25 protein-coding genes and 1 tRNA gene are annotated in these 25,697 nt (G+C 58.8%); 16 read left to right on the top strand and 10 right to left on the bottom strand.

All coding sequences use genetic code 11. The annotated features are described in order from the left end of the window. Positions 1-48: 48 nt before the first annotated feature. Positions 49-561 carry an NUDIX hydrolase gene (locus BUB62_RS01930; protein WP_234988540.1) on the bottom strand — a complete coding sequence of 171 codons (513 nt, stop codon included), beginning with the start codon at positions 559-561 and terminating at the stop codon, positions 49-51. Positions 562-601: 40 nt separating this feature from the next. On the opposite strand from BUB62_RS01930, the gene BUB62_RS01925 reads away from it, so the two are divergent. From BUB62_RS01925 to BUB62_RS01905, 5 genes are all read left to right on the top strand, one after another. Beyond that, positions 602-1,669 carry an NADH:flavin oxidoreductase/NADH oxidase gene (locus BUB62_RS01925; RefSeq protein ID WP_073105985.1) on the top strand — a complete coding sequence of 356 codons (1,068 nt, stop codon included), beginning with the start codon at positions 602-604 and terminating at the stop codon, positions 1,667-1,669. A 136-nt stretch (positions 1,670-1,805) separates the two neighbouring features. Next, positions 1,806-3,920, top strand: a complete 2,115-nt coding sequence (locus BUB62_RS01920) for a M13 family metallopeptidase (protein WP_073105438.1) — start codon at positions 1,806-1,808, stop codon at positions 3,918-3,920. Between the two features lie 343 nt (positions 3,921-4,263). Next, positions 4,264-4,629 carry a BlaI/MecI/CopY family transcriptional regulator gene (locus tag BUB62_RS01915; protein WP_073105983.1) on the top strand — a complete coding sequence of 122 codons (366 nt, stop codon included), beginning with the start codon at positions 4,264-4,266 and terminating at the stop codon, positions 4,627-4,629. A 2-nt stretch (positions 4,630-4,631) separates the two neighbouring features. Further along, positions 4,632-6,029, top strand: coding sequence for a M56 family metallopeptidase (locus BUB62_RS01910; RefSeq protein ID WP_073105435.1), 1,398 nt, complete (start codon positions 4,632-4,634; stop codon positions 6,027-6,029). A gap of 171 nt (positions 6,030-6,200) precedes the next feature. After that, the gene (locus BUB62_RS01905) at positions 6,201-6,809 is read left to right on the top strand and encodes a pentapeptide repeat-containing protein (RefSeq protein WP_159437384.1); all 609 of its coding nucleotides are present in this window, start codon (positions 6,201-6,203) and stop codon (positions 6,807-6,809) included. A gap of 12 nt (positions 6,810-6,821) precedes the next feature. Here the strand turns inward: BUB62_RS01905 and BUB62_RS01900 are convergent, their stop codons facing one another. After that, on the bottom strand, positions 6,822-7,676 hold the full coding sequence (locus tag BUB62_RS01900; protein ID WP_073105432.1) for a pirin family protein: 855 nt from the start codon (positions 7,674-7,676) through the stop codon (positions 6,822-6,824). Between the two features lie 426 nt (positions 7,677-8,102). Here BUB62_RS01900 and BUB62_RS01895 point away from each other — a divergent pair, with 426 nt between their 5' ends. Continuing rightward, positions 8,103-8,372 carry a hypothetical protein gene (locus BUB62_RS01895; protein ID WP_143163982.1) on the top strand — a complete coding sequence of 90 codons (270 nt, stop codon included), beginning with the start codon at positions 8,103-8,105 and terminating at the stop codon, positions 8,370-8,372. Positions 8,373-8,616: 244 nt separating this feature from the next. Here the strand turns inward: BUB62_RS01895 and BUB62_RS19245 are convergent, their stop codons facing one another. Next, positions 8,617-8,943 (bottom strand): hypothetical protein, encoded by a 327-nt coding sequence (locus tag BUB62_RS19245; RefSeq protein WP_159437383.1) that lies wholly within the window; start codon positions 8,941-8,943, stop codon positions 8,617-8,619. On the opposite strand from BUB62_RS19245, the gene BUB62_RS19240 reads away from it, so the two are divergent. Together BUB62_RS19240 and BUB62_RS01880 are read left to right on the top strand one after the other, a co-directional pair. Next, positions 8,942-9,349: a nuclear transport factor 2 family protein gene (locus tag BUB62_RS19240; protein ID WP_073105423.1), complete on the top strand. Its 408-nt coding sequence runs from the start codon at positions 8,942-8,944 to the stop codon at positions 9,347-9,349. The genes BUB62_RS19245 and BUB62_RS19240 overlap by 2 nt on opposite strands. A 289-nt stretch (positions 9,350-9,638) precedes the next feature. Continuing rightward, positions 9,639-9,953 (top strand): hypothetical protein, encoded by a 315-nt coding sequence (locus tag BUB62_RS01880; protein ID WP_073105420.1) that lies wholly within the window; start codon positions 9,639-9,641, stop codon positions 9,951-9,953. A gap of 116 nt (positions 9,954-10,069) precedes the next feature. On the opposite strand, the gene BUB62_RS01875 is transcribed toward BUB62_RS01880, so the two are convergent. Both BUB62_RS01875 and BUB62_RS01870 read right to left on the bottom strand, forming a co-directional pair. Beyond that, entirely contained in the window at positions 10,070-10,864 is a 795-nt protein-coding gene (locus tag BUB62_RS01875) for a creatininase family protein (protein WP_073105418.1), read from the bottom strand. A 216-nt stretch (positions 10,865-11,080) separates the two neighbouring features. Next, a tRNA-Met gene (locus tag BUB62_RS01870) sits at positions 11,081-11,153 on the bottom strand. Positions 11,154-11,392: 239 nt separating this feature from the next. On the opposite strand from BUB62_RS01870, the gene BUB62_RS01865 reads away from it, so the two are divergent. Further along, on the top strand, positions 11,393-12,565 hold the full coding sequence (locus tag BUB62_RS01865) for an alpha/beta hydrolase (protein ID WP_084538746.1): 1,173 nt from the start codon (positions 11,393-11,395) through the stop codon (positions 12,563-12,565). 270 nt (positions 12,566-12,835) lie between these two features. Here the strand turns inward: BUB62_RS01865 and BUB62_RS01860 are convergent, their stop codons facing one another. Next, positions 12,836-14,692 carry a POTRA domain-containing protein gene (locus BUB62_RS01860; protein ID WP_073105416.1) on the bottom strand — a complete coding sequence of 619 codons (1,857 nt, stop codon included), beginning with the start codon at positions 14,690-14,692 and terminating at the stop codon, positions 12,836-12,838. Positions 14,693-14,819: 127 nt separating this feature from the next. Between BUB62_RS01860 and hemW the strand changes: the two genes are divergently transcribed. From hemW to BUB62_RS01845, 3 genes are all read left to right on the top strand, one after another. Next, on the top strand, positions 14,820-15,956 hold the full coding sequence (gene hemW / locus BUB62_RS01855) for a radical SAM family heme chaperone HemW (RefSeq protein WP_073105414.1): 1,137 nt from the start codon (positions 14,820-14,822) through the stop codon (positions 15,954-15,956). A gap of 51 nt (positions 15,957-16,007) precedes the next feature. Continuing rightward, positions 16,008-16,496 (top strand): hypothetical protein, encoded by a 489-nt coding sequence (locus BUB62_RS01850; protein ID WP_073105412.1) that lies wholly within the window; start codon positions 16,008-16,010, stop codon positions 16,494-16,496. Between the two features lie 212 nt (positions 16,497-16,708). Next, positions 16,709-17,467 (top strand): cyclase family protein, encoded by a 759-nt coding sequence (locus BUB62_RS01845; RefSeq protein ID WP_073105411.1) that lies wholly within the window; start codon positions 16,709-16,711, stop codon positions 17,465-17,467. A gap of 172 nt (positions 17,468-17,639) precedes the next feature. Here BUB62_RS01845 and rpmA read toward each other — a convergent pair whose 3' ends face one another. Continuing rightward, the gene (gene rpmA / locus BUB62_RS01840; RefSeq protein WP_073105409.1) at positions 17,640-17,912 is read right to left on the bottom strand and encodes a 50S ribosomal protein L27; all 273 of its coding nucleotides are present in this window, start codon (positions 17,910-17,912) and stop codon (positions 17,640-17,642) included. A 99-nt stretch (positions 17,913-18,011) separates the two neighbouring features. Further along, a complete protein-coding gene (rplU, locus tag BUB62_RS01835; RefSeq protein WP_073105408.1) occupies positions 18,012-18,317 on the bottom strand; it encodes a 50S ribosomal protein L21 in 306 nt (101 codons plus the stop codon). Between the two features lie 495 nt (positions 18,318-18,812). Here rplU and BUB62_RS01830 point away from each other — a divergent pair, with 495 nt between their 5' ends. Beyond that, the gene (locus BUB62_RS01830; RefSeq protein WP_073105406.1) at positions 18,813-19,772 is read left to right on the top strand and encodes a ribonucleoside-diphosphate reductase small subunit; all 960 of its coding nucleotides are present in this window, start codon (positions 18,813-18,815) and stop codon (positions 19,770-19,772) included. 79 nt (positions 19,773-19,851) lie between these two features. Here the strand turns inward: BUB62_RS01830 and BUB62_RS01825 are convergent, their stop codons facing one another. Continuing rightward, the gene (locus tag BUB62_RS01825) at positions 19,852-20,280 is read right to left on the bottom strand and encodes an endonuclease domain-containing protein (RefSeq protein ID WP_073105405.1); all 429 of its coding nucleotides are present in this window, start codon (positions 20,278-20,280) and stop codon (positions 19,852-19,854) included. Between the two features lie 387 nt (positions 20,281-20,667). On the opposite strand from BUB62_RS01825, the gene BUB62_RS01820 reads away from it, so the two are divergent. The 3 genes from BUB62_RS01820 to BUB62_RS18875 all read left to right on the top strand — a co-directional run bounded on the left by BUB62_RS01820 (position 20,668) and on the right by BUB62_RS18875 (position 24,769). Continuing rightward, positions 20,668-23,046, top strand: a complete 2,379-nt coding sequence (locus BUB62_RS01820; protein WP_073105402.1) for a ribonucleoside-diphosphate reductase subunit alpha — start codon at positions 20,668-20,670, stop codon at positions 23,044-23,046. Between the two features lie 490 nt (positions 23,047-23,536). Then, positions 23,537-23,791, top strand: coding sequence for a hypothetical protein (locus BUB62_RS01810; RefSeq protein ID WP_073105398.1), 255 nt, complete (start codon positions 23,537-23,539; stop codon positions 23,789-23,791). Positions 23,792-23,950: 159 nt separating this feature from the next. Further along, a complete protein-coding gene (locus BUB62_RS18875) occupies positions 23,951-24,769 on the top strand; it encodes a hypothetical protein (RefSeq protein WP_143163981.1) in 819 nt (272 codons plus the stop codon). A 246-nt stretch (positions 24,770-25,015) separates the two neighbouring features. Here the strand turns inward: BUB62_RS18875 and BUB62_RS01800 are convergent, their stop codons facing one another. Beyond that, on the bottom strand, positions 25,016-25,438 hold the full coding sequence (locus BUB62_RS01800) for a hypothetical protein (protein WP_073105394.1): 423 nt from the start codon (positions 25,436-25,438) through the stop codon (positions 25,016-25,018). Positions 25,439-25,697 lie beyond the last annotated feature (259 nt).

The raw sequence follows: 25,697 nt of genomic DNA, 5'->3' as shown, positions 1-25,697 counted from the left end.
ATTGGGAGATAAAGTGTGCCGCAAGAACGCACTTTTCGGTTTTCCGCCTCATTCCGTCAGCAGCCCCTGCGCCCGCAGCCAATCGAAAATCAGCTGATCGACGGGCGACACTTCGGGGCGGTGGCGGTAGGTGAGCCACACCAGCTGCTCGATTTCGGCGGCGGGCTGCAGCGTGCCGCGGTAGGGGGCGTAGTAGCACGTCATGCGCACGAGCAGGCCGGTGGGGTGGCCGTGGGCCTGGGCCTCGAAAGTGCCCGCGTAGCGCAGTGTGGCCGCGTCAAGCGTCACGCTTAGCTCCTCCCGAATTTCCCGCAGCAGGGTTTGGGCATCAGTTTCGCCGGCTTCGCGCTTGCCGCCCGGAATGTAGTAGCGGTCTTTGCCGTAGCTGCGGGTGCTCAGCAGGCGGCCGTCGTGCAGGTGCAGCCAGGCTATTTTGTCGATGCTGGTCATTATGGGGAGGGTGGGGGAGGCGGATGCCGGGGCAAAGTAGCGCGGCCGGGCCGAAGTCTGGCTGGCCGCCGCCAAACCCTGCGGGCCGGGCAGCAGTTTACAGCACTCCATGCGGCCGGCTCCGGCCGCCTTCACCACCCGGTTTCCGATTATGTCCAACCTGTTTACGCCGCTCGCGCTGCGCGGCATCACGCTCAAAAACCGCATCGTCGTGTCGCCGATGTGCATGTATAGCAGCCACAATGGCTTTGCCAACGACTGGCACCTGGTGCACCTGGGCAGCCGGGCCGTGGGCGGGGCCGGCCTCATCATCACCGAAGCCGCCGCCGTGTCGCCCGAGGGCCGCATCACCCCCGATGATTTGGGCCTCTGGCAGGATGCGCACATCGAGGGCCTGCAGCGCATCACTACTTTTCTGCGGGCGCAGGGGGCCGTGGCGGGCATTCAGCTGGCCCACGCTGGCCGCAAGGCCAGCACCTACACCAGCTGGAAAGGCGAGGGCGTGGTGCCCGAAACCGCGGGCGGCTGGCAAACCGTAGCGCCCAGCGCTGTGCCCTTTGCTGCCAACTACACCACGCCGCTGGCCCTGGATGCTGCCGGACTGCAAAAGGTAGTGGCCGACTTCCGGGCCGCCGCCGTTCGGGCGCTGGCGGCGGGCTTTCAGGTGGTCGAAATCCACGCGGCCCATGGCTACCTGCTCCACGAATTCCTATCGCCCCTGAGCAATCAGCGCATCGATGCCTACGGCGGCTCGTTTGAAAACCGCAGCCGCCTGCTGCTCGAAGTAGTGGCGGCCACCCGCGCCGTGTGGCCCGCCGAGCTGCCCCTGCTGGTCCGCATTTCGGCCACCGACTGGACGGAAGGCGGCTGGACCGACGACGACTCGGTGGCCTTGGCCCGGCTGTTGAAAAGCAATGGGGTAGACCTGATAGATTGCTCCAGCGGCGGCAACGTGCCCACTGCCGCCATTCCCGTTGGCCCGCTCTACCAGGTGCCATTGGCCGAAAAGGTAAAGCAGGAGGCGCAGATTCTGACCGGTGCCGTGGGCCTTATTACCACCGCCGCCGAGGCCGAAGCCATCATCAGCCGCGGCCAGGCCGATGTGGTACTGCTGGCCCGCGAGGAGCTGCGCGACCCGTATTTTCCGCTCCGGGCGGCGCAGGCGCTGCAGGCAGACGTGGCCTGGCCCGACCAGTATGCCCGCGCCAAACCCCGCTAAGCAGCTTTTGCCGGAGCCTATCGTCTTTACCGGCCGGGGTGCGCTGGCTGGCTCCGCACGCCAATGCTGATTGCCATTCAGATTTTAAACTTCCGCGCTGTCTTCTCCTTCCATTTTCGGCCTTCATTCTTTATCGATGACCAGAAAAAACAACTTCCTCCTTATTCTCGGCACCGCCTCCGGCCTCGTGCTGGGTGGGTGCGCCAGTAGCAAAACTACCGCCCCGGCCACTAGCATCGCCGCGCCGGAAACCACTAACCCGGCGGCAGCCGGCCCCGTGCTGAAAGGCGTGGGCCTGGACATGGCCAACGCCGACAAGTCGGTGTCGCCGTGCGACAACTTCTTCCAGTATGCCTCGGGCACCTGGCTGAAAAACAATCCGGTGCCGGCTGCCGAGACGCGCTGGAGTTCCTGGAATCTGCTTATCAACCAGAACGAAGCCATAATGCGGCAGATTCTGGACGATGCCGCCGCCAACGGCACGGCCGCCAAAGGCAGCAACCTGCAGAAGGTGGGCGACTTCTACGCCTCTGCTATGGACTCGGCTGCCATTGAGGCCGCCGGCCTGAAATACCTGCAGCCCGAGCTGGCCCGCATTGCCGCTATCAAAGATCTGAAAGGCCTGCAGATGAGTCTGAATCGCCAGCGGGAGCTGCGCACGGGCTCCGTGTTCAGCCTGGGCGTGAATCAGGACCGCAAGAAAAGCACCGAGTACGCCGTGAATCTGACGCAGGGTGGCCTCTCGATGCCCGACCGCGACTACTACCTCAAGGACGATGCCCGCTCCAAAACCGTGCGGGCCGCCTACGTCACCTACCTCACCAACACCTTCCGCCAGCTCGGCGACAACGCGGCTACGGCCCAGAAAAACGCTGCCGCCGTACTGCGCCTCGAAACCCGGCTGGCTAAGGCCTCCAAGGACCGCGTGGCCCTGCGCGACCCCTACGCCAATTACAACAAGATGACCGTGGCCGAGGCCAGCCGGCAGTTTCCGAACCTGGCCGTGCCTACCTTGCTTCAGCAGGCCGGCTTGGCCTCGGCTAAGGAGATAATAGTGGGGCAGCCGGAGTTTATGAAGGAAGCCAGCGCGGCCCTGAAAAGCGAGCCGCTCAGCGACTGGAAAACCTACCTGCGCTGGCACCTGGTGTCTTCGGTGGCCAGCGCCTTGCCCAAGGCGTATGTGGAGGAAAGCTTCCGGTTCAATCAGGTGCTGACCGGGGCCAAGCAGCAGCAGCCCCGATGGAAGCGGATGCTGCGCGCCACCGATGGCACGCTGGGCGAAGCCTTCGGCCAGCTCTACGTGGATAAAGCCTTCACGCCTGAAACCAAGCAGAAGGCGCTGGAAATGGTCAATAACATCCGCGAGTCGATGGGGGAGCACATTCAGCAGAGCGACTGGATGAGCGCCGCCACCAAGCAGGAAGCCCTGAAAAAGCTGAACGCCTTCGTGGTGAAAATCGGCTACCCGGATCAGTGGAAGGACTACTCAGCCCTGACCATCTCGCGCGAGTCGTACCTGAAAAACGTGCTGGCCGCCCGCCAGTGGGAAACCGCTGACTATGTGAAGCGCTACGGCGGCCCCATCCGCCGCGGCGACTGGAGCATGACCCCGCCCACGGTGAATGCCTACTACAACTCGTCGCTGAACGAAATTGTGTTCCCGGCCGGTATTATGCAGCCGCCCTTCTTCGACCCCAAAGCCGATGATGCCGTCAATTACGGCGGCATGGGCGCGGTCATCGGCCACGAAATCACCCACGGCTTCGACGACAAAGGCCGGCAATCGGATGCCGAAGGCAACCTGCGCGACTGGTGGACCAAGGAAGACAACGACAAGTTCACGCAGCGCGCCGATATGGTGGGAGCCCAGTACTCCGCCTTCGCCCCTTTGGATTCGGTATTTGTGAACGGCAAGCTCACGATGGGCGAAAACCTAGCCGACCTCGGCGGCCTCAACATAGCCTACACGGCCCTGCAAAAGCAGCTGCAGCAGCAATTCGGCTCCAACCCACGGCCGCTCTACGACGGCCTCACGCCCGAGCAGCGCTTCTTCCTGAGCTGGGCGCAGGTGTGGCGCACCAACGCCCGCCCCGAATTCCTGCGCCAGCAGGTGCTCACCGACTCGCATTCCCCGGCCCAGTTCCGCACCAACGGCCCGCTGATGAACATGCCCGAGTTCTTCGAGGCCTTCGGTTGTAACGAGGATGCTAAGATGGTGCGCGCCAAGAATGAGCGGGCCAAGATTTGGTAAAAATGGGATATAAAGCGTATTCCGGAAGTTATTCAGTATGCTGAATGACTTCCGGAATACGCTTTATATCCCAGCCGACGGCGCAGCCGCATAGCGGCGACAGGTTTGTAGCATCAGCATAAGCAAGTAGAACAAAGCCGCGTAGCGGTGACAGAGTCGTTCGGGCGGTTCTGCCACCGCTACGCGGCTTTTGCGTTCTATTTGTACCAATGCTACAAACCTGTCGCCGCTATGCGGCTGCGCCGCTTTCTTTAGTTTCAAGGTGGGCTAGAAAAAATATTTCTGCGGATGTATATCCGTTATTACGAAATGTTCGTAGTATTACGAAATAATCGTAATGACTATGGAACGACTCACGCAACAGGAAGAAGAGGCCATGCAGGTGCTGTGGCAGCAAAATGGCGGCTTCATTAAGGAAGTGCTGGAGCGGCTGCCCGCGCCACCGCCGCCCTATACCACATTGGCTTCCACTATTCGCAACTTGGAGCGCAAGGGCTACGTGCGGGCCGAAAAGCTCGGCAACTCTTACCGCTTCGCGCCGCTGGTGCAGGCCGAAGACTACCGCCACAAGTTCATGAGCACCTTCGTGAGCGACTATTTCCGCAACTCCTACAAAGAGCTGGTTTCGTTCTTCGCCAAGGAAGAAAAAATCAGCGCCGCCGAGCTGCAGGAAATCATCCGCATGATTGAGGACGGCAAAACCCGTTAGCTATGTCGGCGCTGCTACTGTATCTGCTGAAGGCCAATGTGGCCCTCACGCTGTTCTGGGCCGTGTATTGGCTGGGCCTTCGCCGGCTCACGTTTTATACCCTGAACCGCTGGTTTCTGCTGCTGGCCATCGGCTTTGCGGCGCTGTATCCGCTGGTGCCGCTGGGCTGGCTCAACCGGCCGGAAGCCCCACTTGGCGCGGCCGTCTACCACCTCGTGCCCGACTGGCAGGCGCTGGCCCGCCCGGCCCCGGCCGCCGCTTTCGACTGGGGCTACTGGCTGGAACTGGCCTATTGGGCCGGGGTGGTGGCGCTGCTGCTGCGGCTGGCGGCGCAGTTTGGAGCCCTCTACCGGCTGCATCGCTCCTCGCGGGCGGCGTGGCTGGGGCGGCAGCCGTTCCGGCGGGTGGCCGAAGCCGTCAATCCGTTTTCGTTCTGGCAGAGCATCTATCTGAACCCCAACCAGCACTCGGCCGCCGAGTTGCCGGCCATTCTGGAGCATGAGCAGGTACATGTGCGGCAGTGGCACACCCTGGATGTGCTGCTGGCGCAGGTGCAGCAGGCTTTCTACTGGTTCAATCCGGGGGCGTGGCTGCTGCGGCGGGCCGTGCTGGAAAACCTCGAATTCATCACCGACCGCGCCGTGCTCCGTGCCGGCCTGCTCGATAGCAAAGCCTACCAGTACAGCCTGGTGCGCCTCAGTACGCTGGCACCGGGGTCGGCGCTGGCGAATCATTTCACCTTTCTTATTCTCAAAAACCGCATTATGATGATGAACAAGCCCCAATCCTCGCATCTGCACCTGGCCAAATACGCCCTGGTGCTCCCGCTGGCCGCCGTAGTAATGGCCTTTACCACGGCTCGGCCCGCTGCCCCGGCTGCTGCCGCGCCGCCCAAAGCCGTAGCTGCCACCGGAGAGAAGCTGTACTTCGTAGACGGCCAGCCGGTCAGCAAAGCCGTGGTCGATAAGCTAGATCCGAATACGCTAGAGTCGATGAACGTCCTCTCGGGGCCGGCTGCTACGGAGGCCTTTGGGAGCAGCGCGGCGGCCGGAGTCGTCATCATCACTACCAAAAAGAACAAGGACTCGGCCGCGGTAAAAGCCTTCAACGCCAAGCACCACATCACCTACGCCCCCGCCGACCCGAAGGCTATGGCCCGGCAGCTGGCCGGCAAGCTGATTATCCTGGATGGGCAGGAAATAACGGCCGAGCAGCTGCAGAATCTGCCCCCGGACCAGATTCAGGCAATGTCGGTCTACAAGGATGAGGATGCTGTGCGGAAATTCGGGGAGAAAGGCCGCAAAGGCGTTATCGAGGTGAAAACGAAGCCGCAAAAAGGCGGACCTACCGGCCTGGTGCCGCCGCAGTTTATGAAAACCCTGCCTTTTGGAGCCTGCTGAACTATTCTCGAAGCTGAGGCCGGTCAGCAAAGCCCCCAAACGCAAAAGCAGCCCGCACCACGCGGGCTGCTTTTGCGTTTGGGGGCTTTGCCAACCCGACTGTGAAAATTGCCGCGCCTTGCGCCTTACCTTCGTGTTTCAGGTTCTATAGCCCACTTCGTCCCGCATTCCGTGAAAGCTCGCCGCAAACCCAGCATCCCAAGCAAGCCCGCGTATTTTCCCGCCGAAAACGTGTTTGAGCGCTGGGATGCCACCCAGCTGCTGCGGCACGGCCGCGAGTTTGAGCAGTGCCACTTCATCGGCGGCGACTTTTCGGGGGCCAATCTGGGCAATCTGCTGTTCGTCGATTGCCTCTTCGAGCGGTGCAATCTGGCCTCGGCGTCGCTGAACGGCACCAGCCTGCAAAACGTGGCTTTCGAGGCCTGCAAGCTCTCGGGCGTGCAGTTCGGGGCCTGTCGTGATATGCTGTTCGGCGTGCATTTCGACCAGTGCCCAATGCCCTACACCTCGTTCTACGGCCGCAAAATGCCCCACACCCGCTTCCACGACTGCGTGCTTACTGAGGCCGACTTCGAAAGCGCCGACCTCACCGAAGCCGTGTTTCGGGAGTGCAGCCTGGCCGGCGCCCGGTTCGAGCGCACCCAGCTTAGCGGCGCCGACTTCACCACCGCCACCGGCTTTTTCATCGACCCCGAGCTGAATCCATTGCGCAACGCCCGCTTTGCCCTGGCCGGCCTGCCGGGCCTGCTGGGCAAGTACGAGCTGCTGATTGAGCCGTAGTGGCGGCGGCTATCAGCCTGGCCACTGGCCAAACTTGCCGGCCTGATAATCCTGGTACGCCTGCCGGATTTCGGCTTCCGAGTTCATCACGAAGGGGCCGTAGGCCACAATGGGCTCCCGAAAAGGAGCCGCGTGCCCCAGTAGCAGCGTGGCCTCGGTCAGGGCCTCCAGGTGCAGCTCGTCGCCGTCGTAGTTGAACTCGGTGAGGCGGCGGGCTTCGGTTTCCTGCCCGTTCACCCGCAGCTTGCCCCTGATGGTATAGCAGAAAATCGTGTGGTCGGCGGGAATGGACAGGCGCAGCTGACCGTCAGCCCGGAAATCAATAGTAGCCAGACTGATAGCCGTAAGCGGCTGCACTGCCCCGGCGGTGCCCAGCCACTCGCCTGCCACCGCGTGCAGCACCACGCGGCCCTCATCGTGCGGCACGGCCGGAATCTCGTCTTTTTGCAGCCCGCGGTAGTGAGGGGCCACCATTTTATCCCTGGCCGGCAGATTCACCCAGAGCTGCAGTATTTCCAGGTCGCCGCCGGTCTTTTTGAACGCCGGCGAGGATACTTCGCTGTGAATGAGCCCGCGGCCGGCCGTCATCCACTGAATGCCGCCCGCACCAATAATGCTTTGATGACCGCCGCTGTCCTGGTGCATAATGTCGCCGGCCACAATGAAGGTCACCGTTTCAAAGCCCCGGTGTGGGTGCGGACCGAAGGGCAGCCCCGCGTTGTTGGGCGCATACTGCTGCGGCCCATGATGATTCAGAAACAGAAACGGGTCGAGGTGCTCCACGGCCGGCGTGGGCAGCGCCCGGTAGGTTATCAGGTCGGCAATGGGGGCGCTTACGGCTTGGTGCTGGGCTTTGATAGTGCGCATGGGTAAAAGCAAGTGGTAGCAGTAGATCTGAGGCCGGGGTGTCGGGCTACGCAGCATACCATATGGTCTCACCGATTGTTTTCCGGCCGGTTTAGGGCTCAGTTAGATGTAAAACAATCCGTCACTCATAGCCTCAGCTTAACCGTGGCGAGCTGGGCGTGTAAAGCAACTCTTTAAATTGTAATTATTCAAATATTAACTTTGATCAAGAGTTTTTGTTTTAAACCTACAACGGTTCAGAGGCAATAGGGGTGTTGTTTAAATAAATCAATTTTATTCCTACGATGTTACGTCAAAAATTATCTTATCAAACTTGAACATTTTTGATAAAGACTCTTTATATTCGCTTTGTGTAGTGTTCGGATCGGATGGTGCCACATCCTTTGCTCACTGCGGAAAGAGTGCAAACCTTTTAACACCCTTTGTATGCCTAAAATACTACTCGTGCTGTTTTGCGCATTGATGTTCCTAGCCGACGCGCAGCCAGGTATGGCCACTCCTCCCGGCAGCTTCCTTTTTCGCTCAAAAGGCAGAATCGCCGAATCGTCTCACACTCACAACTATAAGAAGTATCGCGGCAACAGTCGCCACAAGGCCCGCAAGCTTGGTGCCTACAAGCGGTGGCGCTTGCGCTGCAAAGCCAAGCACAAAGCCCGCCTGAAAGCGCAGCCTCGCATCGGTCGCACCACCCTATAGCGCTTCTGCTGTAGTGCGGTGAATTTCCCTGCTCAGCCCTTGTTTATAAGACAAGGGCAGGGCAGGGAAATTTTGTGTTTTTTGATAGATGATGAATTTGAATGAGGCTGAATTGAATCTCATTATTATGCCTTATAGTTATAATTTATGCAAACGGAGCCTGAGGCGTACCTGCGGTATTGAAGCGGAGTAGTGTGTTTTGTATAGTTGCAATTAGCCGGTACAGGCAGCTCTGCCTTCGCGCTTATTCCGGCCAGCTGCAATGGCTTTCATGCAGCAAGAATAGCTGCGTTAAGCTTGGCCCGATGCAAGCAAATCTGGTTGTCGGGCCGCTTTCGTATAGCGGGTGGGTGCAGAATCTGCGGTTCAGCGCAGCAGAAAGCGTACATGGATGGAGGAAAATATTGGGAAAATCATGTATTTGCTTCAGCTGGCAGGGCCATTGTATTTTGTGGCCCATAAGAAAAGCGTTAACCGGTCGTTTAGCCTCCGCAAAGCCTGTTTTTCGCGCCACAAACCCCAGGTCCTGCTTACCTTGTTCTCCTCTTTCACCTATCTGCTGCGTTTTCATGAATGATCATTTCGCTGTCATCAACTCGTATCTGGCGCTGAGTGCGGCGCTGGAAATCAACCCAGCGGCTTACGCAACAGTGTTTCACCCTGATATAGAGCAGATTGAATATCCTAATTTGCTCACCCGCACCACTCAGCACCGGGGGTTCGAGGATATTCTGAGCAACATCCGGGCGGGGCGCGAAATTCTGCACAACCCGCAGTTTGAGCAGACGAAGATGCACGCCGGCACCGACGACTGCGTAGTGCTGGAAACGCGTTGGCATGCTACCATTATGAACGACTTCGGCCTGCTGGTGCGTGGTGGGCAGGTTTCGGCGCAGTTCTGCATGATTTTCGAGTTCAAGGATGGCCTGATCCTGCGCCACCGCACTTACCGCTGCTACGACCCTATAGCTGAATAACGAATAATCATTCTGCCCAAATCTTTGGCACCCGCAGCAGCATGCTTAGCCGGCCAGTGCGGGTGTTGTAGCAGGCCAATCGGGCAGCAGCAATGTGGCTCTGCAGGCACCCGCGCGGGGTTTGTGTACGTACCGGGCCACGCGGCTGCCGCCCCAGGTGTCGGGGCTACTGCCGGACCGGGCGGGTGCTGTTCCACAAAATTCTGCCTCAGGGAAACGCACTATATAGTCGTTGGCTTAATCTTTGAGATTAGCTGTCGCACGGTAAAAGCGTTTCAATTTCTTTCCTATGACCAAGTTCATCCTATTGCTGCTGTGCGCCTTACTGGTGCTGGCAGACCCCACCGCCGCGCTGGCCGAACCCGCGGCAGCCGCCCCTGAGGCGCTAACCGAAACGCTGGCTTACCCACGGGTGCCGCGCCCCGTGTACAAACGCTACCGCGGCAACAGCCGCAACAAGCATCGCAAGCCCGGCTTCTTCCGCCGCATGAAGCTGCGCCGCCAGGCCCGCCGCAAGCAGTCGATGAACACTGCTCCGCGCAAACGCCAGGGCGTAATCAAGGTAGATGCCCCAACGGGCACCATGCCGAAGCCGCAGCAATAACTGCCGGCCCTCGCAAGGCCCTAAAACAGTTCAGCCGCATTTTCCCTCGGGAAGATGCGGCTGAACTGTTTTAGGGCCTTAGCCTCTACCTGATGTTATCGGGCTGGCCCCGCCACCTATTCATATAAATCGTGCGGATCGGCGGCGGCCAGCTCTACCAGAAACTGCCCGATGTTGGTGGTTGCCGCCTCCAGAAATGCCCGGCCTTGCTCGGCCGTGGCCTCGGCCGGGTTGCCCACGCCCGTATCGGCCGATACCTGGCTCCACTCGCGCTGCGCCCAGGCCCAGCCCTGGCGCAGCGCCCGGATGCGAAACTGCCGCGCCGCGCCATCGCCGGCCTCGACCAGCGGGCGCACCAGCTGGGGCGCAATGTGCAGCATGGCGCTGGTTTCCAGCGCATCGGCATGGTCGCCGGGGGCCTGGAAAAACTGGCTGCGGTCGGCGGCCCGAAACCAGTTGAGGGTGCTGAGAAACACGGTAGGGAATTCGGCCTGCAGCTCGCGCAGTATCTGCCGAAAATCGTTGCCGCCGTGGCCGTTCAGCACTACCAGCTTCGGCAGGCCCTGTCGGGCCAGCACCTGCACTATATCGCGCAGAATGAGGAGCTGGGTGCTGGGATTCAGGTTCATGTCGAGCGTAATATCGAGCTGGCCGGTATTCACGCCGAACGGAATGGTAGGCAGCACCACCACTTTCGCGCCCTGCTCCCAAGCTTTGCGGGCCGCTTCGGCCGCCACGTAGTCGCACTGAAAGTTGTCGGTGGCGTAGGGCAGGTGGTAATTGTGCGCCTCGGTAGCGCCCCAGGGTAGTACCACTACCTCGTACTTGGTTTCCCGCACGGTTTTCCAAGTGGTTTCGGCGAGAATGTAGGGCCGCGGAACTGCGGATGGGGAAGCAGATTGAGCAGACATACCAGATGGAGCTATTGGGGAAGCAGGAAGCAATAGAAGCCGGGAATATAGCAGTCTGGCCGGCGGCCGGGGTTACTGCCTTTCATACGCTGCTCACGGCCTTTGTTCAGTTTGTTTCTCGTCTGCCTGCTGCGTTTCGCTAATCAATTAGCGGAAACTGCTAAAAACGAAAAACCCGGAAGCTGCTCATGATGAGTAACTTCCGGGTTATCTAGGTAGCGGGGACAGGACTCGAACCTGTGACCTTTGGGTTATGAGCCCAACGAGCTACCAACTGCTCCACCCCGCACTGTTTGGTTCTGCAAATGTAGGAGGGTTTTTTTTAAAAGCAGCATCGGGAGTAGGTATTACTGGCTGTAGCCTGCTTTCGGGCTGATAATCAGCTGAATTATTTTAGTGGAACCTAGAAAATGCCCTGTCGCAGGCCGGTGGGACCCGAATAAATACCCTTGTGGCCCAACGATTTCATCTGCTTGCTACGTAAACCGGCGAACTGTTTTTCTCTACTACTTTTTCTTCCTAAAACACATGAAGCTATTCCCTGCTTTCACCCCCGCTACCCGCCTCCGATTATTAACCCCCTGCTTTGCCTCGCTGCTGGGGCTGGCTGGCTGCAACAGCAACACGACCAGCGAACAGGCCGGCACCACCGCCGCAGCTACTGACTCAGCGGCTATGATGAGCGACACCAGCGCCATGGCCGCTGCGCCCCGCGCCGTGAAGCCCGCCGGGCCCGCCCCGGCCTGGGCCCCGAACATCGCCCCCGAAATGCTAACGGTATTGGAAAAGCTGGCCAGCCTGAGCGGCCCTACGCCGCCCGAAAAGCTGCCCGTGGCGGAAGTGCGCAAAGGTCCATCAGCCACCGATGCCACAATGGCCGTGATGAAGGATTTCGGCATTCAAACGCCGCCTTCGCCGCTCGATACGATGAGCAGGGAAGTGGCACCGGGCGTAAAAGCCCGTATTTATATGCCCAAAGGCGCTACTGGCCCGCTGCCCGTGGTGGTGTATTATCATGGCGGCGGCTGGGTCATTGCCAACCTGGATACCTACGACCCCTCCGTGCGGGCACTGGCTGAGCAGACCGGGGCCGTGTTCGTGTCGGTGGCCTACCGGCAGGCCCCGGAAATGAAGTTTCCGACGGCACACAACGACTCATTTGCCGCTTATCAGTGGGTGCTGAAAAATGCGGCTTCCATCAAAGGCGACCCCAAGCGCGTGGCCGTGGCTGGGGAAAGCGCCGGGGGCAACCTGGCCGCCGCCGTGTGCATGATGGCCCGCGACAAAGGTCTGATGCAGCCGAAGCACCAGTTGCTGGTGTACCCCATTGCCGGCTACGACCTGAATACGCCCTCGTACCAGAAAAACGCCGCCGCCAAGCCGCTGAGCAAGCCCTTCATGGCCTGGTTCTTCGACAAGTACCTGCGCACGCCCGCCGACGGCAAAAACCCAATGATTTCATTGGTAACTGCGCCTAACCTGAAAGGCCTGGCGCCCGCCACGGTCATCGGGGCCGGCATCGACCCGCTAATGAGCGAGGGCAAAACCTACGCCGATAAGCTGAAAGCCGCCGGCGTACCCGTAACCTACAAGCTGTATGATAACGTGGCGCACGAGTTCTTCGGCATGGGCGCGGTAGTGCCCCAGGCCAAAGAAGCCCAGGCCCTGGCTGCCAGCGAGCTGAAGAAAGCATTGCAATAACGTGCTGGTTTTTTGATGTGCTGATGCGGTAGTGCTGATGGGCTAAAAAGCTGTCTGTCATCCCTCATCTGGCGTACGCTTGCGAAGGACCTTCCTCCGTTAAGTGAGAAGCCTGTTGAAATGAGCAAAGCCCTTCACCGTCGCGTGGTGAAGGGCTTTGTGCGTTGAAAAGAGTGCTGTATTGCGGAAAGAGGTAGATCCTTCGCAGGCTCAGGATGACAGGCGACTTTTTAGCACATTCACCACATTCACCACATTTCTCACATTCCTTTAAAACCGGCTAGTGATACCGAAATGGATTTTGGAGGCGTTGAGGGAGAACGGCTGGCCCTGCGCCCGGCCCACGGAGTACACGAACTGAAACAGGCCCGCGCCGGTGCGGAAGCTCAGGCCCGCGCCCAGACCGGCGGGCGTGTCGCTGGTTTTGTCGTTGGCCAGGTCGCGGCGCAGGTAGGCCTGGTCGGCGAAGACGAATACGTAGGTGTCGCCGCCGGTGAACTGCCGGAATTCAACGGTGCCTACGCCGTAGGAGCTGGCGTAGAAGGCGAATTCGTTGAAGCCGCGTAGCGTGGCCAGGCCGCCCAGCCGGAACATATCGTTCAGAAACAGCCGCTTGTTCAGCAGCGACTCGCCCCGCAGGCGGGCCAGAAACACGCCGTTTTTGCCCACCGCGAAATACTGCTCTAGCCGCAGGGCCAGCATCACCTGCGTCGAGCGCAACGGCAGGCGCTGGTAGAGCGTGTCGTTGAGGTCGGCGTTTTTGCTGATGCGCTTGGTGCCCACCGCCGCCTGCACGCTGGCCAGCAGGCCGTGCCGGGGGAAAAACAGGTCGTCGAGGCGATTCCAGCCGTATTCGAGCCCGTAGGAATTGAACTCGGAATCGATGGTGTCGGGCAGTACGGTTCGCTCGCGGAAGGTGGAGTCGGAGAGCAGGCGGGAGCTGCGGCGCTCGGTGAAAAACGTGACGCGCCCGGCCCGCACGGTAGGGTAGGTGACCTGCAGCCGCGGCCGCAGCGTGAGAAACGCATTCGACTGCTTATACAGATTGAAGCTGCCGCCCAGCTCCAGCGGCGTGCCGAAAAAGTTGGGGTGAAGATATTGAGCGTCAAAAAGTTGCGAGGCCACGTCCAGCTTGCGCCACTGCAGCCCGATCTGCTTGCCGCCGCCGCTCAGGTTGCGCAGGTTGATGGTCACGTCGCCGGTAATCTGCAGCTTCTTCTGGCCCACGCCAGGATTGGGGTTCGGCAGCACGCCCACAATGGCATCGAACTGGTTAGAAGCCCGGTCGTCGAGAAACAGGTACACACGGGCTTTGCCTTTGGCGAAGCGCACTTCCGGCTCGGCCCGCATCTGTAGGTAAGGCAGCTGCCGCAGCAGCCGGGCCGCCGCATCCACGCGCTGCTGGCTGTAGGGCTGGTTGGGAAAAAGCTGCAGGTATTTGGTCAGGAAGCGCTTCTTCGTCTTGGTTTTGCCCACCAGCTGAATCGAGTCGAACAGCACCACGCGGCCCCGGTCGAGCACCACGCGGCCTTCGATGTCGGTGCCGCGCAGCTGCACCGAATCCAGGCGCACGGTGGCGAAGGGGTAGCCCTGGTTCTCAGCTTCGGCGAGAATATTCTGCTGCAGTCGGGCCCACTGGCTGGGCTCAAAAGGCTGGTTGGCGTAGAGCTTTTCGCGAAAGCCGGCGCGGGTAAGCAGTGCGTCGCCCAGGTTGCCGTTGCGCAGTCGCGCCCACCGGAATTTCTCGCCCACGTAGAGCTGCACCCGGAGCGTATCGTGGTACCAGCGCATGGCATCAGCGGAGGCCGTCAGGTACGAATCGGCCTGCAGGGCCAGCACCAGCGCCCGCACCGCCCGCCGGGCCGCCAGCGAGTCGGGAGCCGCCGTGGGCGGCCGATACCGGCGCAACCTAGCCTCGTCGGCGGCTTCTGTGCCAATCCTGATAGCCTTGCGCGACTCCGGCGCTTTGCGACGGCTGGCCGTATCGGGCCGGGCCGTGGCGGGCGGAAATGCGGGCGTAGCCACCGGAACCTGACTGGGCGCGGGCAGCGTTTGGGCCCACGCCGCTCCCGGCCACACCAGCGGCAGCATACTCAGCAGGAAGAAAACGAGGGTACGGGCGTACATTTGGGAACACAAACGCAGAACCGCGCTTTTAATTTCCCGAAAGTACAATCGGCGGTTTTGTACTGCGGTGTCGTGGCTCCCCGGCTTTTTCCCAACCGCGAGTTCTGTCCGCAATTCTTCTGTTCAAATGCCCGGCCTCTACCTCCACATTCCCTTCTGCAAGCAGGCCTGCCACTACTGCGACTTTCATTTCAGCACCTCTATGACGCTGAAGGGCCGCTTGGTGGAGGCTATCGGGCGGGAAATGATGCTGCGAGCCAGTTATCTGGGGCCGGCGCCCGTGCTGGAAACCATCTACTTCGGCGGTGGCACGCCCTCACTGCTCACGGCCGCCGAACTGGATACGATTTTCAACGACCTGCACCGTCATTTTCAGGTGTCGGCGCAGGCAGAAATCACGCTGGAAGCCAACCCCGACGACCTCACGCCGGCCAAGCTGCGCGAGCTGGCCGCCTCGCCCATCAACCGCCTGAGTATTGGTTTGCAGAGCTTCCACGAGCCGCATTTGCGCCTGATGAACCGCGCCCACTCGGCGCAGGAGTCGCGGCAGTGCGTGCAGCTGGCGCAGGATGTGGGCTTCGAGAATATTTCCGTGGATCTGATTTACGGCGTGCCCGCCGCCGACCACGGCATCTGGGAGCAGGATATGGCCCAGGCGTTTGCGCTGCAGGTGCCGCATCTGTCGTGCTACGCCCTGACCATCGAGCCCGATACGGTGTTTGGCCGGCGGCTGCGCAAAGGCACCTTCGTAGCCCCGCCCGACGAGTTTGTGGCCCGGCAGTTTGAAATGCTGCTGGCCGAATTGCCGCGCCACGGCTACGAGCAGTACGAAATATCGAACTTCTGCCGGCCCGGCCGCGAGTCGCGCCACAACTCGAACTACTGGCGCGGTGTGCCCTACCTGGGCCTGGGCCCCAGCGCCCACTCCTTCGATGGCACGAGCCGCACCTACGCCGTGGCCAACAACGCGCAGTACATAGCCGCCGTGCTGGAGCAGGGCGAAGTGCCGCTGACCCACGAAATTCTCTCGCCCACCGACCGCGCCAACGAATACCTGATGACCAGCCTGCGCACCGCCCGCGGCTGCGACTTAACCTACCTGCGCGACGTGTTGGGCGTGGATCTGCCGGTGCAACGTGCTGATTATCTGAATGAGCTGCGCCAAAACGGCTGGGCCACGCTGCTGAACGGCACGCTGCGTCTCACTGACCGCGGCAAGCTGCTGGCCGACCAAATCACGCTGGAGCTTTTCCTGGCGGCGTAAGTGCGGCTTTCGGCGCTGGGTAGAAGCGGCAGTTTTGCGTATGTTCAGGCAATGAAACGCCTGATTGACGCTCTCGCCGATGACGCCGACTTTTTCGTCGAGCAGATTCAGATTACGGCCATTGTCTTCGACAACACGGACGACGTGACCGTGTGGGCCACCACGTTTTTCGACGAGAGCCTGCATTTCTTTCACCTGGGCCTGCAGTTTCCGTCCCTCGATCTGCTGCTGCGCCTGGCCGGCCCCCGGGCCGAGGCGCTGCAGGAAGACGTAGCCGAAGCCCTGGCCACCGTCACGGAGTGGCCGTGCCTGCTGGAATACACCACCGAGGAAAAGCCGCCCGTCCCGCTGCCCGGCGTGGCCATGAAACTGTCCTGCACCTATCCGGCCGACGATTTTGAAGAGGAAGGCGAAGCCTCGGAAGACGAGCCGGAGCTGGACTTTGGCGGCGATGAGGAAGAGGACGAGGAGGATTACGAGGGCAGCACCCCGCACAATATTTTTTACCTGGAAGGCGTGTTCCTGCGCATCGAGCCGTAGACGCTGTTTAGCAAGGCGGAAGAACGTGTCATTCCGAGCAAAGCCGAGGAATCTCGCGTGCTGACGTCTGAGTAGTAATCCAACGATAGCACGATGCTTCGACTTCGCGGACGCCAGGTGAAGCATAACGTCCTGGGATATTCTGCTCGACTTTCTAAACAGCTTCGTAACCCAGCCCACCAGCCGGAGCCACTTCCCGCAAACCCCTGCACATGCCTGCCACCTACTCCCACCACGGCCGCACCTACTCCTTCGACCCCGCCGCGCCGCTGGATATCTCGCTGCCGCTGGCTCCCGGCCCGGAGCAGGTGAATTGCTTCTGGGCCGAGCCAGTGCAGTTCGACACGATTCGGGTGGGCAGCTTTGTGGGCAGCGTGGCGCTGGGCGGCAGTACCAACTACCAGCGCGTCCACCTCACGCCCCACGGCAACGGCACCCATACCGAGTGCTACGGCCACATCAGCCCCGACCCGGCGGCTACGCTCAACCGCTGTCTGCGCCGCTTCCTGTTCGTGGCCCGGCTGGTTTCCGTATTGCCCCGCCCGCAGCCCAACGGCGACCTGGTAGTGCTGCTGGCCGATGTGCAGCCGCTGCTGGAAGCTGCCGCTGATGCTCCCGAAGCCCTGATCCTGCGCACCCTGCCCAACGACGCCGCCAAGCGTCACCGCCAGTATTCGGGCACCAACCCCACGTACCTGGAGCCGGCGCTAGCCCACTACCTAGTGGCCCGCAGTATCCAGCATCTGCTGCTCGACCTGCCCAGCGTAGATCGGGAAGAGGACGATGGCGAGCTGCTGGCCCACCACGCCTTCTGGCAGTACCCCCACGCTACGCGCACGGCCGCCACCATCACCGAGCTGATCTTCGTGCCCGATGCCGTCCTGGACGGCCTGTACTTGCTCAATCTGCAGGTCACGAGTCTGGAGCTGGATGCCAGCCCCAGCAAGCCGGTCCTTTACGCCTTAGTCTGAACCACGGATTCGCGCGACTTAGGCAGATTTCACAGCTTTCGGGTCCGGCGCAGCAGTTTTGCCCAAGCTACCTCAAACAGAAAAAGCCACCCCGACTGAGGTGGCTTTTTCTGGCTCAGATCAATCGTTCACGAAATCCGTGAAATCCGACCAATCCGAAAAATCCGTGGTACTAAGCGGCGGCTACTTCCGAAACCGGAACAACCGTCACGAACGAGCGGTCTTTGCGGCCCTTGCGGAACTGCACCGTGCCATCGACCATGGCGAACAGCGTGTGGTCCTTGCCGATACCCACGTTCTGGCCGGGGTGATGCTTGGTGCCGCGCTGACGCACGATGATGTTGCCGGCAATGATGCCTTGACCGCCGAAGATCTTCACGCCCAAGCGCTTAGAATGAGATTCGCGGCCGTTGTTGGAGCTACCTACGCCTTTCTTGTGTGCCATTGTAGTTGGAATTATGAATTATGAATGTTGAATTATGAATTGGAATCGGTGGCGCAAATGCCTGATTCAGAATTTATAATTCAGAATTCATAATTGGCCTTAGCCAATGCTGTTGATCATTACTTTGGTGAACTGCTGACGGTGGCCGTTCAGCTTCTTGTAGCCTTTGCGGCGCTTCTTCTTGAATACCAGCACCTTGTCACCCTTTACGTGCTCCAGGATGGTGCCCATAACGGCTACGTCCAGCAGGGGCGAGCCAATGGTGATGGTGCCTTCGCTGTCGGTCAGCATGGCTTTACCCAGCTCTACCGTATCGCCGACGTTGCCAGCCAGGCGGTGAGCGTATACAAATTTATTGGCTTCGACCTTGGTCTGCTTCCCGGCTATGTTGACAATTGCGTACATCGGCGTCTTCGCGTTTTCTGAAAATTGGAAGGCAAAAGTAGAAGTATCCTTTCACAAAACCAAACCTAACTCACTAATCATCATCTACTCGACGCGGAAAAGCGGCTGAGGCCGTGGGAAGTACCTGTTCGGCCGCGTCTTTTAAAAGCACCCGGACGGGCACGCGAATAGCGTTTTTGTGGATAAGATGGATTGTCCACAGGTGAAATGTGGATAACTTTTCTGAAACCGTTGTTTTTGGGGCCTTTTGCACAGTTTTCACGCTTGGCACCATGACTCCGAGAAAAGACTGCAGCCAGTCATCATACGGAAAAATTAACACAGAAAAAACGCAGAGCCGGGGCGATGTTCCCCTGGGGTGGGGTTATATTTGATGCTTCGACGGGCGTTGTGAAGTCGGTCGGAAAGCCAAACATTTTCTGACGCATCAGGTTCAGGAGCCACCGCTTCTGCCCAGGTGCCGGCTACTTTTCAGCTTATTTTTCCCATCCGCTTATGGAACCGCTGCTCACTGAAAATCCCAACCGCTTCGTCCTGTTTCCCATTCAGAACAACGATGTCTGGCAGTTTTATAAAAAAGCCGAAGCCTCGTTCTGGACCGCCGAGGAAATCGACCTGAGCCAGGACCAGAAGGACTGGGACGCCCTTAACGACGGCGAGCGGCACTTCATCAGCCACGTGCTGGCCTTCTTCGCCGCCTCCGACGGCATTGTGAACGAGAATCTGGCCGTTAACTTCATGCAGGAAGTGCAGATGCCCGAGGCGCGCTGCTTCTACGGCTTCCAGATCATGATGGAAAACATCCACTCGGAAACGTATTCCCTGCTGATCGACACCTACATCAAAGACCCGAAGGAAAAGGACCGCCTCTTCAACGCCCTGGAAACGGTGCCCTGCGTGAAGAAAAAGGGGGAGTGGGCCCTGAAGTGGATCAACTCCGAGGATTTCGCTGAACGCATCATCGCCTTTGCGGCCGTGGAGGGTATCTTCTTCTCCGGCTCGTTCTGCTCCATCTTCTGGCTGAAGAAGCGCGGCCTGATGCCCGGTCTAACATTCTCTAACGAGTTGATTTCCAGAGACGAGGGCCTGCACTGCGACTTCGCCTGCCTGCTCTACAGCTACCTGCAAAACAAGCTCTCCGAGGAGCGCGTGCACGAAATCATCCGCGACGCGGTGAGCATCGAGCAGGAGTTCGTGACCGACGCGCTGCCCGTGAACCTAATTGGGATGAACTCGGTAACCATGTCGCAGTACATCGAGTTTGTGGCCGACCGCCTCTTGCAGAGCCTGGGATACAGCAAGATCTACAACTCTTCGAACCCCTTCGATTTCATGGAGATGATTTCGCTGCAGGGCAAAACCAACTTTTTCGAGAAGCGCGTGGCCGAGTACCAGAAAGCCGGCGTGATGAGCGAGCGGACAGAGAATGCCTTCTCGCTGGACGAGGATTTTTAAGCTATTCAATAAATCAACTGCTGAAAAGCCTGCGGTCCGTATCGCAGGCTTTTTTACATTTTATGCTAAGGCTAAAAAGCTAGTTCCCCTCCTCAGATGAGGAGGGGCTAGGGGTGGTTGAAACGCCAGAACGACAATCCCCCGCGCCAAACGCCGCCTCAATTCCCGCCAGCACACCATCTGTCTGCTCTAGCACCAGCCGGTTCTCAAAGCGCAGCACCCGCAGGCCCAAACCTGTCAGATAAGCTGTTCTTTCAACGTCATAAGCTTCCCCGCTTACTGTGAAGTGCCCCGCACCATCCAACTCGATAACCAGCTTTTCGGCGGCGCAGTAGAAATCCACGATGTAGGGGCCGATGCCATGCTGACGGCGGAATTTGCGGCCGGCCAGCTGGCTGCGTTGTAAAGCCCGCCACAGCAGCGCCTCTGCCTGGGTCAGATTGCTGCGGAGCTGGCGGCGGCTGGCTTTCTGGTGGGGGAGGTTATGGACGTGTTTGGTTGCGGGCATCTTGTAGCTTAGCTTCTAGATTCTTCAAGATAAACAACGCTCCGGTCAACCACCCCCAACCCCTCCTCATCTGAGGAGGGGGGCTAGTTTTTTAGCTCATAGCTTTAGTTCGTTCTACCAAATTTCCACCTCCCGCGCAACCTGAAATTTCGGGACTTCCTGGGGCTATATAGTCACGCTTTAATTCCGAAAAATAGCCTGAATAGCACCGCATTAGCCTATTGTGGAAAACTTCTAAACAGAAGGTTTGTCCTACCCGCCGGAAGGGAATATCTTCCGCATCAAGAAGGCCGGAATAGCTACCGGTTGCTCTGATTCCTGAACGTAGTGCCCGCCGTTTTTCGACGTGGCGTTTCTATACTCCAACCATCCCAACCTCCCACGCTCATGCTGGTACTCAAACGCGACGGCCGCCGCGAATCCGTGAAATTCGATAAAGTCACGGCGCGCATCGAAAAGCTCTGCTACGGGCTGAATCAGAACTTCGTGTCGCCGATTGAGGTGGCCAAAAAGGTCATCGACGGTATTTATGACGGCGTGACGACGGTGGAGCTGGACAACCTAGCCGCCGAAACTGCCGCCTCGCTCACCACCAAGCACCCCGACTACGCCATCCTGGCCGCCCGCATTGCCGTCAGCAACCTGCACAAGGTGACCTCGAAGTCGTTCAGCAGCACTATGAAGCGGCTGTACACCTACGAGGACCCCAAGACCGGCGAGAATGCTTCGCTCATTGCCAAGGACGTGTGGGAAATCATCCACAAGCACGCGGCTACGCTGGACTCGGCTATCATCTACGACCGGGACTACAGTTACGACTATTTCGGCTTTAAAACCCTGGAGCGCAGCTACCTGCTACGCGTGGACGGCAAGGTGATTGAGCGGCCCCAGCACATGATTATGCGCGTGGCCATCGGCATTCACAAGCATGATATCGAGTCGGCCATCGAAACCTACGAACTGATGAGTGAGCGGTGGTTTACCCATGCCACGCCCACGCTGTTCAACGCCGGCTCGCCCAAGCCCCAGCTTTCGTCCTGCTTCCTGCTCACGATGAAGGACGACTCCATCACGGGCATTTATGACACGCTGAAAAACTGCGCCCAGATTTCGCAGAGCGCCGGCGGCATTGGGCTGAGCATCCACAACGTGCGGGCCACGGGCTCCTACATCAAGGGCACCAACGGCACCTCCAACGGCATCATCCCAATGCTGAAGGTGTTCAACGACACGGCCCGCTACGTGGACCAGGGCGGCGGGAAGCGCAAGGGTGCCTTCGCCATCTACATCGAGCCCTGGCACGCCGATATCTTCGACTTCCTGGATCTGAAAAAGAACCACGGCAAGGAGGAAAACCGCGCCCGCGACCTGTTCTACGCCCTCTGGACCCCCGACCTGTTCATGAAGCGCGTGGAAGCCAACGGCGACTGGACCCTGATGTGCCCCAACGAGTGCCCCGGCCTCGGCGACACCTGGGGCCCCGAGTTCGAGAAGCTCTACATGAAGTATGAGAAGGAGGGCCGCGGCCGCCGCACCGTGAAGGCCCAGGACCTGTGGTTCGCCATCCTGGAAAGCCAGACCGAGACGGGCACGCCCTATATGCTCTTCAAGGACGCTGCCAACAGCAAGAGCAACCAGCAGAACCTGGGCACCATCAAATCGTCGAACCTGTGCACCGAGATAATGGAGTACACCGACGAGAACGAAATTGCGGTGTGCAACCTGGCGTCGCTGGCCCTGCCGCGCTTCCTGAAGGGCGAAAACGGCAGCCTGACCTTCGACCACCAGAAGCTCTACGACGTGACCTATCACGCCACGAAGAACCTCAACAAGGTCATCGACATCAACTTCTACCCCGTAGTGGAAGCCGAGCGCAGCAACCTGCGCCACCGCCCCATCGGCCTCGGCGTGCAGGGCCTGGCCGATACCTTCATTGCCCTGCGCATGCCCTTCGAGAGCGACGAAGCCTCGGGCCTGAACAAGGACATTTTCGAAACCATCTACTTCGCGGCCATGACGGCCTCAATGGACCTGGCCAAAAAGGACGGCGCTTACGAAACCTTCCCCGGCTCCCCACTCAGCCAGGGCAAGTTCCAGTTCGACCTCTGGGGCGTGAAGCCCGAGAGCGGCCGCTGGGACTGGGAAACGCTGCGCGCCCAGGTGGTGGAGCACGGCGTGCGCAACTCGCTGCTGGTAGCCCCCATGCCCACGGCCTCCACGGCCCAGATCCTGGGCAACAACGAGTCGTTTGAGCCTTACACCTCCAACATCTATGTGCGGCGCGTGCTGAGCGGGGAGTTTATGGTGGTGAACAAGCACCTACTCAAGGACCTGGTGAAGCTCGGCATCTGGAACGAGCAGATGAAGAACGATATCATCGCCGCCAACGGCTCGGTGCAGGACATTCCGAGCATCCCGCAGAGCATCAAGGACCTGTACAAGACGGTGTGGGAGATTTCCCAGCGCCGCATCATCGACATGTCGGCCGACCGGGGCGCGTACATCTGCCAGAGCCAGAGCCTGAACCTGCACGTGCTGAACGTGAACTTCGGCAAGCTCACCAGCATGCACTTCCACTCGTGGAAGAAGGGCCTGAAAACCGGCATGTACTACCTGCGCACCAAAGCCGCCGCCGACGCCATCAAGTTCACGGTGCAGAAGCAGGCCGCCGAAACCCTGGAGCCGCTGAACGTCTCGGCCCAGAACGCCTCGGACATGGCCTGCTCGCTGGATAATCCGGACGCTTGCGAGGCTTGCGGGTCGTAGGGTGTTGGACGGCTATAGTCTCGACTTTGGTAAAGTCAACTGGAACTGGTGTCACAGTTACAGCATTCTGCAGGAAGAAATGGAGGAGCTTCTTCTACTTCCTCCTCGGAGTGGTCTTTACCCCAAAGGCGCTGGTGCCTACGAAGTTGTAGGATATACGAAGCAGCGGAAATTTCTTTCGGTTACATTTACGTTACATGATGACCAACTTGTCGTTGAAGACGTAATTTTGCCGAGCTATGAAACCATCCAAGACGTCATCCTTCGCCAACTCGCAGCCGGCCTCTAACCTTTCGATGGCTGGTAAAACGGCAGAAGAATATGAGCGCAGCCGTGTTAAGGGCCCGTTGACAAAGCAGGAGTTCTTAGCTCATTTGCGCAAAACTGGCCAACTACCGCCTAATGCCACTTGGAAACTGGCTTCGTAGTCCATCCAGAACTAAATAGCAGAGAGCCCCAAGCGTAGAAGTTTGGGGCTTTCTCTTTATTCATGAAGCAGTTTATCTTCGGTCCATCTGACCAATTAGTGGTTGAAGACTTAAAGCTCTCGCTGACTATGAAACCATCCAACAAGCCGTCATCCGCCGAATTATTGAAGCGCGCTAACCATTCCATGAATGGCCTGACCGATGCTGAGTGGAACAGCCGCCGCCTCAGTGGCCCAATTACGAAGCACGAATTGCAGGCATTCCTGCGTAAAACGGGGCAGTTGCCTTCTGAGGATAACTTCAAACAGGCTTCGTAGCAATAAGCCGCCGAAACCCTAGAGCGGCTGGCCGTATCGGCCCAGAACGCCTTGGATATGGTCTGCTCGCTGGATAATCCGGATGCTTGCGAGGCTTGCGATTCGTAAGAATAATTCAAAATACAGGCATTGTTTTTAAAGTGATTAATTAATAAAAATATGGGATTAAAGGAAAAATGGCCATGGATTACTTTGTCAATATCAGTTTTTATATCTGCGCTTTATGAATATGCATATTGGTCTACATTTGAACTGAATGGACTGGCATATTTATCAATTGAAGGGCTTGTTAAAAACTTGGCATACATTGTATTTCCTAAATTTACACCTGGATTTTTACTGCAAATAATTAATCTTGCGCCATTTGTCATCAGAAAATTTTATGAAAACAAAAATGCTGATTCGATGAATAGTATACTTACGCCATACACAATGAGTGAGAGTGAAGAAAAGCCTATTTCTTGGGCTGAAATGAAACGCAGATTTCGTATAAACCTGCTCAAGATAGAGAATATTAGCTTATTTGGCTTTTTGATAATTGGCTTATTCTTTGCATCCCATACAAGCTATAATAATATAGAGGATTACAATGTTTGGCTCATCCTGATTTTTATAATATGTCTTGCAATGCATATAAGCGTAAACGAGCTTTTTGGTTTTATAGGTGGCAAATTTACTCGAGGGTATCTTGTATTTTTCTTTTTAACTTACAGCTGGTCTGCTCTTTTAAGTGGTAGAGAAAACGCATTGTCAATAATTAAAGGCAAGTCAAGTTCATATATTGAATTGACTAATGAGCAAGTTCAAAAAGTGCATTATAAAAGGCTGAAATTTCTTGGGATACTTGGGGATAATTACGCCTTTCTATCGCCAGATAACAAAATGAAATTGTTGATTGCGAAGGACGAAATACCAGTATTGAGCTTAAGGCTAAAATCGTTTAAGGAGATGGGCCTACCAAGATTGCAGAAAGAATGAGGTCCCAACTACCACGACGAGTTTAGCGCAGTGTAACTCGTGACCAGCCATAACGTGGAGTTTGTACCTCCACTGCCGCGTCAGCGGCAAACCGAAACCGCGCCGCCCGAAGAAATCTGAGCGGCGCGGTTCGTTCGGGCGGGGGAGGCGCAGCCTCCCGGCATAAACCGGCACGAGTTACGCGGCGCTAAACTCGCGCCAGATGGAGCCAGAAGAGGCGAAGGCCCAGCCCGGCAATGCCCATCCTTAGCGCGCGGCGGCCAGCAGCTCGGGGCCCTGGGTGCGCAGCATCCGGAGCGTGATGCCTGCCCCGGCCGGGTTTTGCTCCGTCTGGAAGGTGTAGCGGTAGTGGCGGCCGCCGGTTTGCACCAGCAGCACGTAGCGCCCGGCGGCTAGGTCGCGGAAGTTGAAGCGGTGCCCGTAGGCGGGCGCGGCAAAGGTTTCGTCGAACAGCACCTGCCCGCTGCGCCGGCTCAGCACCTGCACCCGGCCGGGGCGGTGGGCGGCATTATCGATGCGGAGCCGGATGCTGGTGGCATCGGCGCTGGTCACGGTTACGGGCGTGGTCTGCTGGGCCTGGGCCGGACGGGCCGCCAGCCCAAGCAGCAGGCCGGCCAGGGCCAGCGGACGAACAACGAAGCGGAGGGCGGGAGCAAATGGGTAGTTCATGGCGGTAAAAAGAAGAAGGTGGCAGATGCGTACCGCCGGAGCCGGCCATTGTGCACAAACGGACACGGGGCCCCGGTTTAGTAGCTAATCTGCCAAGCGCCGTGCCAGCGAGGTAAGGGCAATGTAAGTCAGGTATTTAGCGTAAAGCAGGGCTAATGATGCCGCCGAAATAGTGTCCGGTCGCGGGCAGAGCGTCCGGTTTTGCTGCCCTGCGGTTCCCAAAGGTATTTTGAGTCGCCGCGGAGTCGCCGCCGAAGCA

Origin of the sequence: Hymenobacter daecheongensis DSM 21074 (genome assembly GCF_900141805.1) — a bacterium.
Taxonomy (GTDB): Bacteria; Bacteroidota; Bacteroidia; order Cytophagales; family Hymenobacteraceae; genus Hymenobacter; species Hymenobacter daecheongensis.
This window is presented reverse-complemented; position numbering and strand designations above follow the sequence as displayed.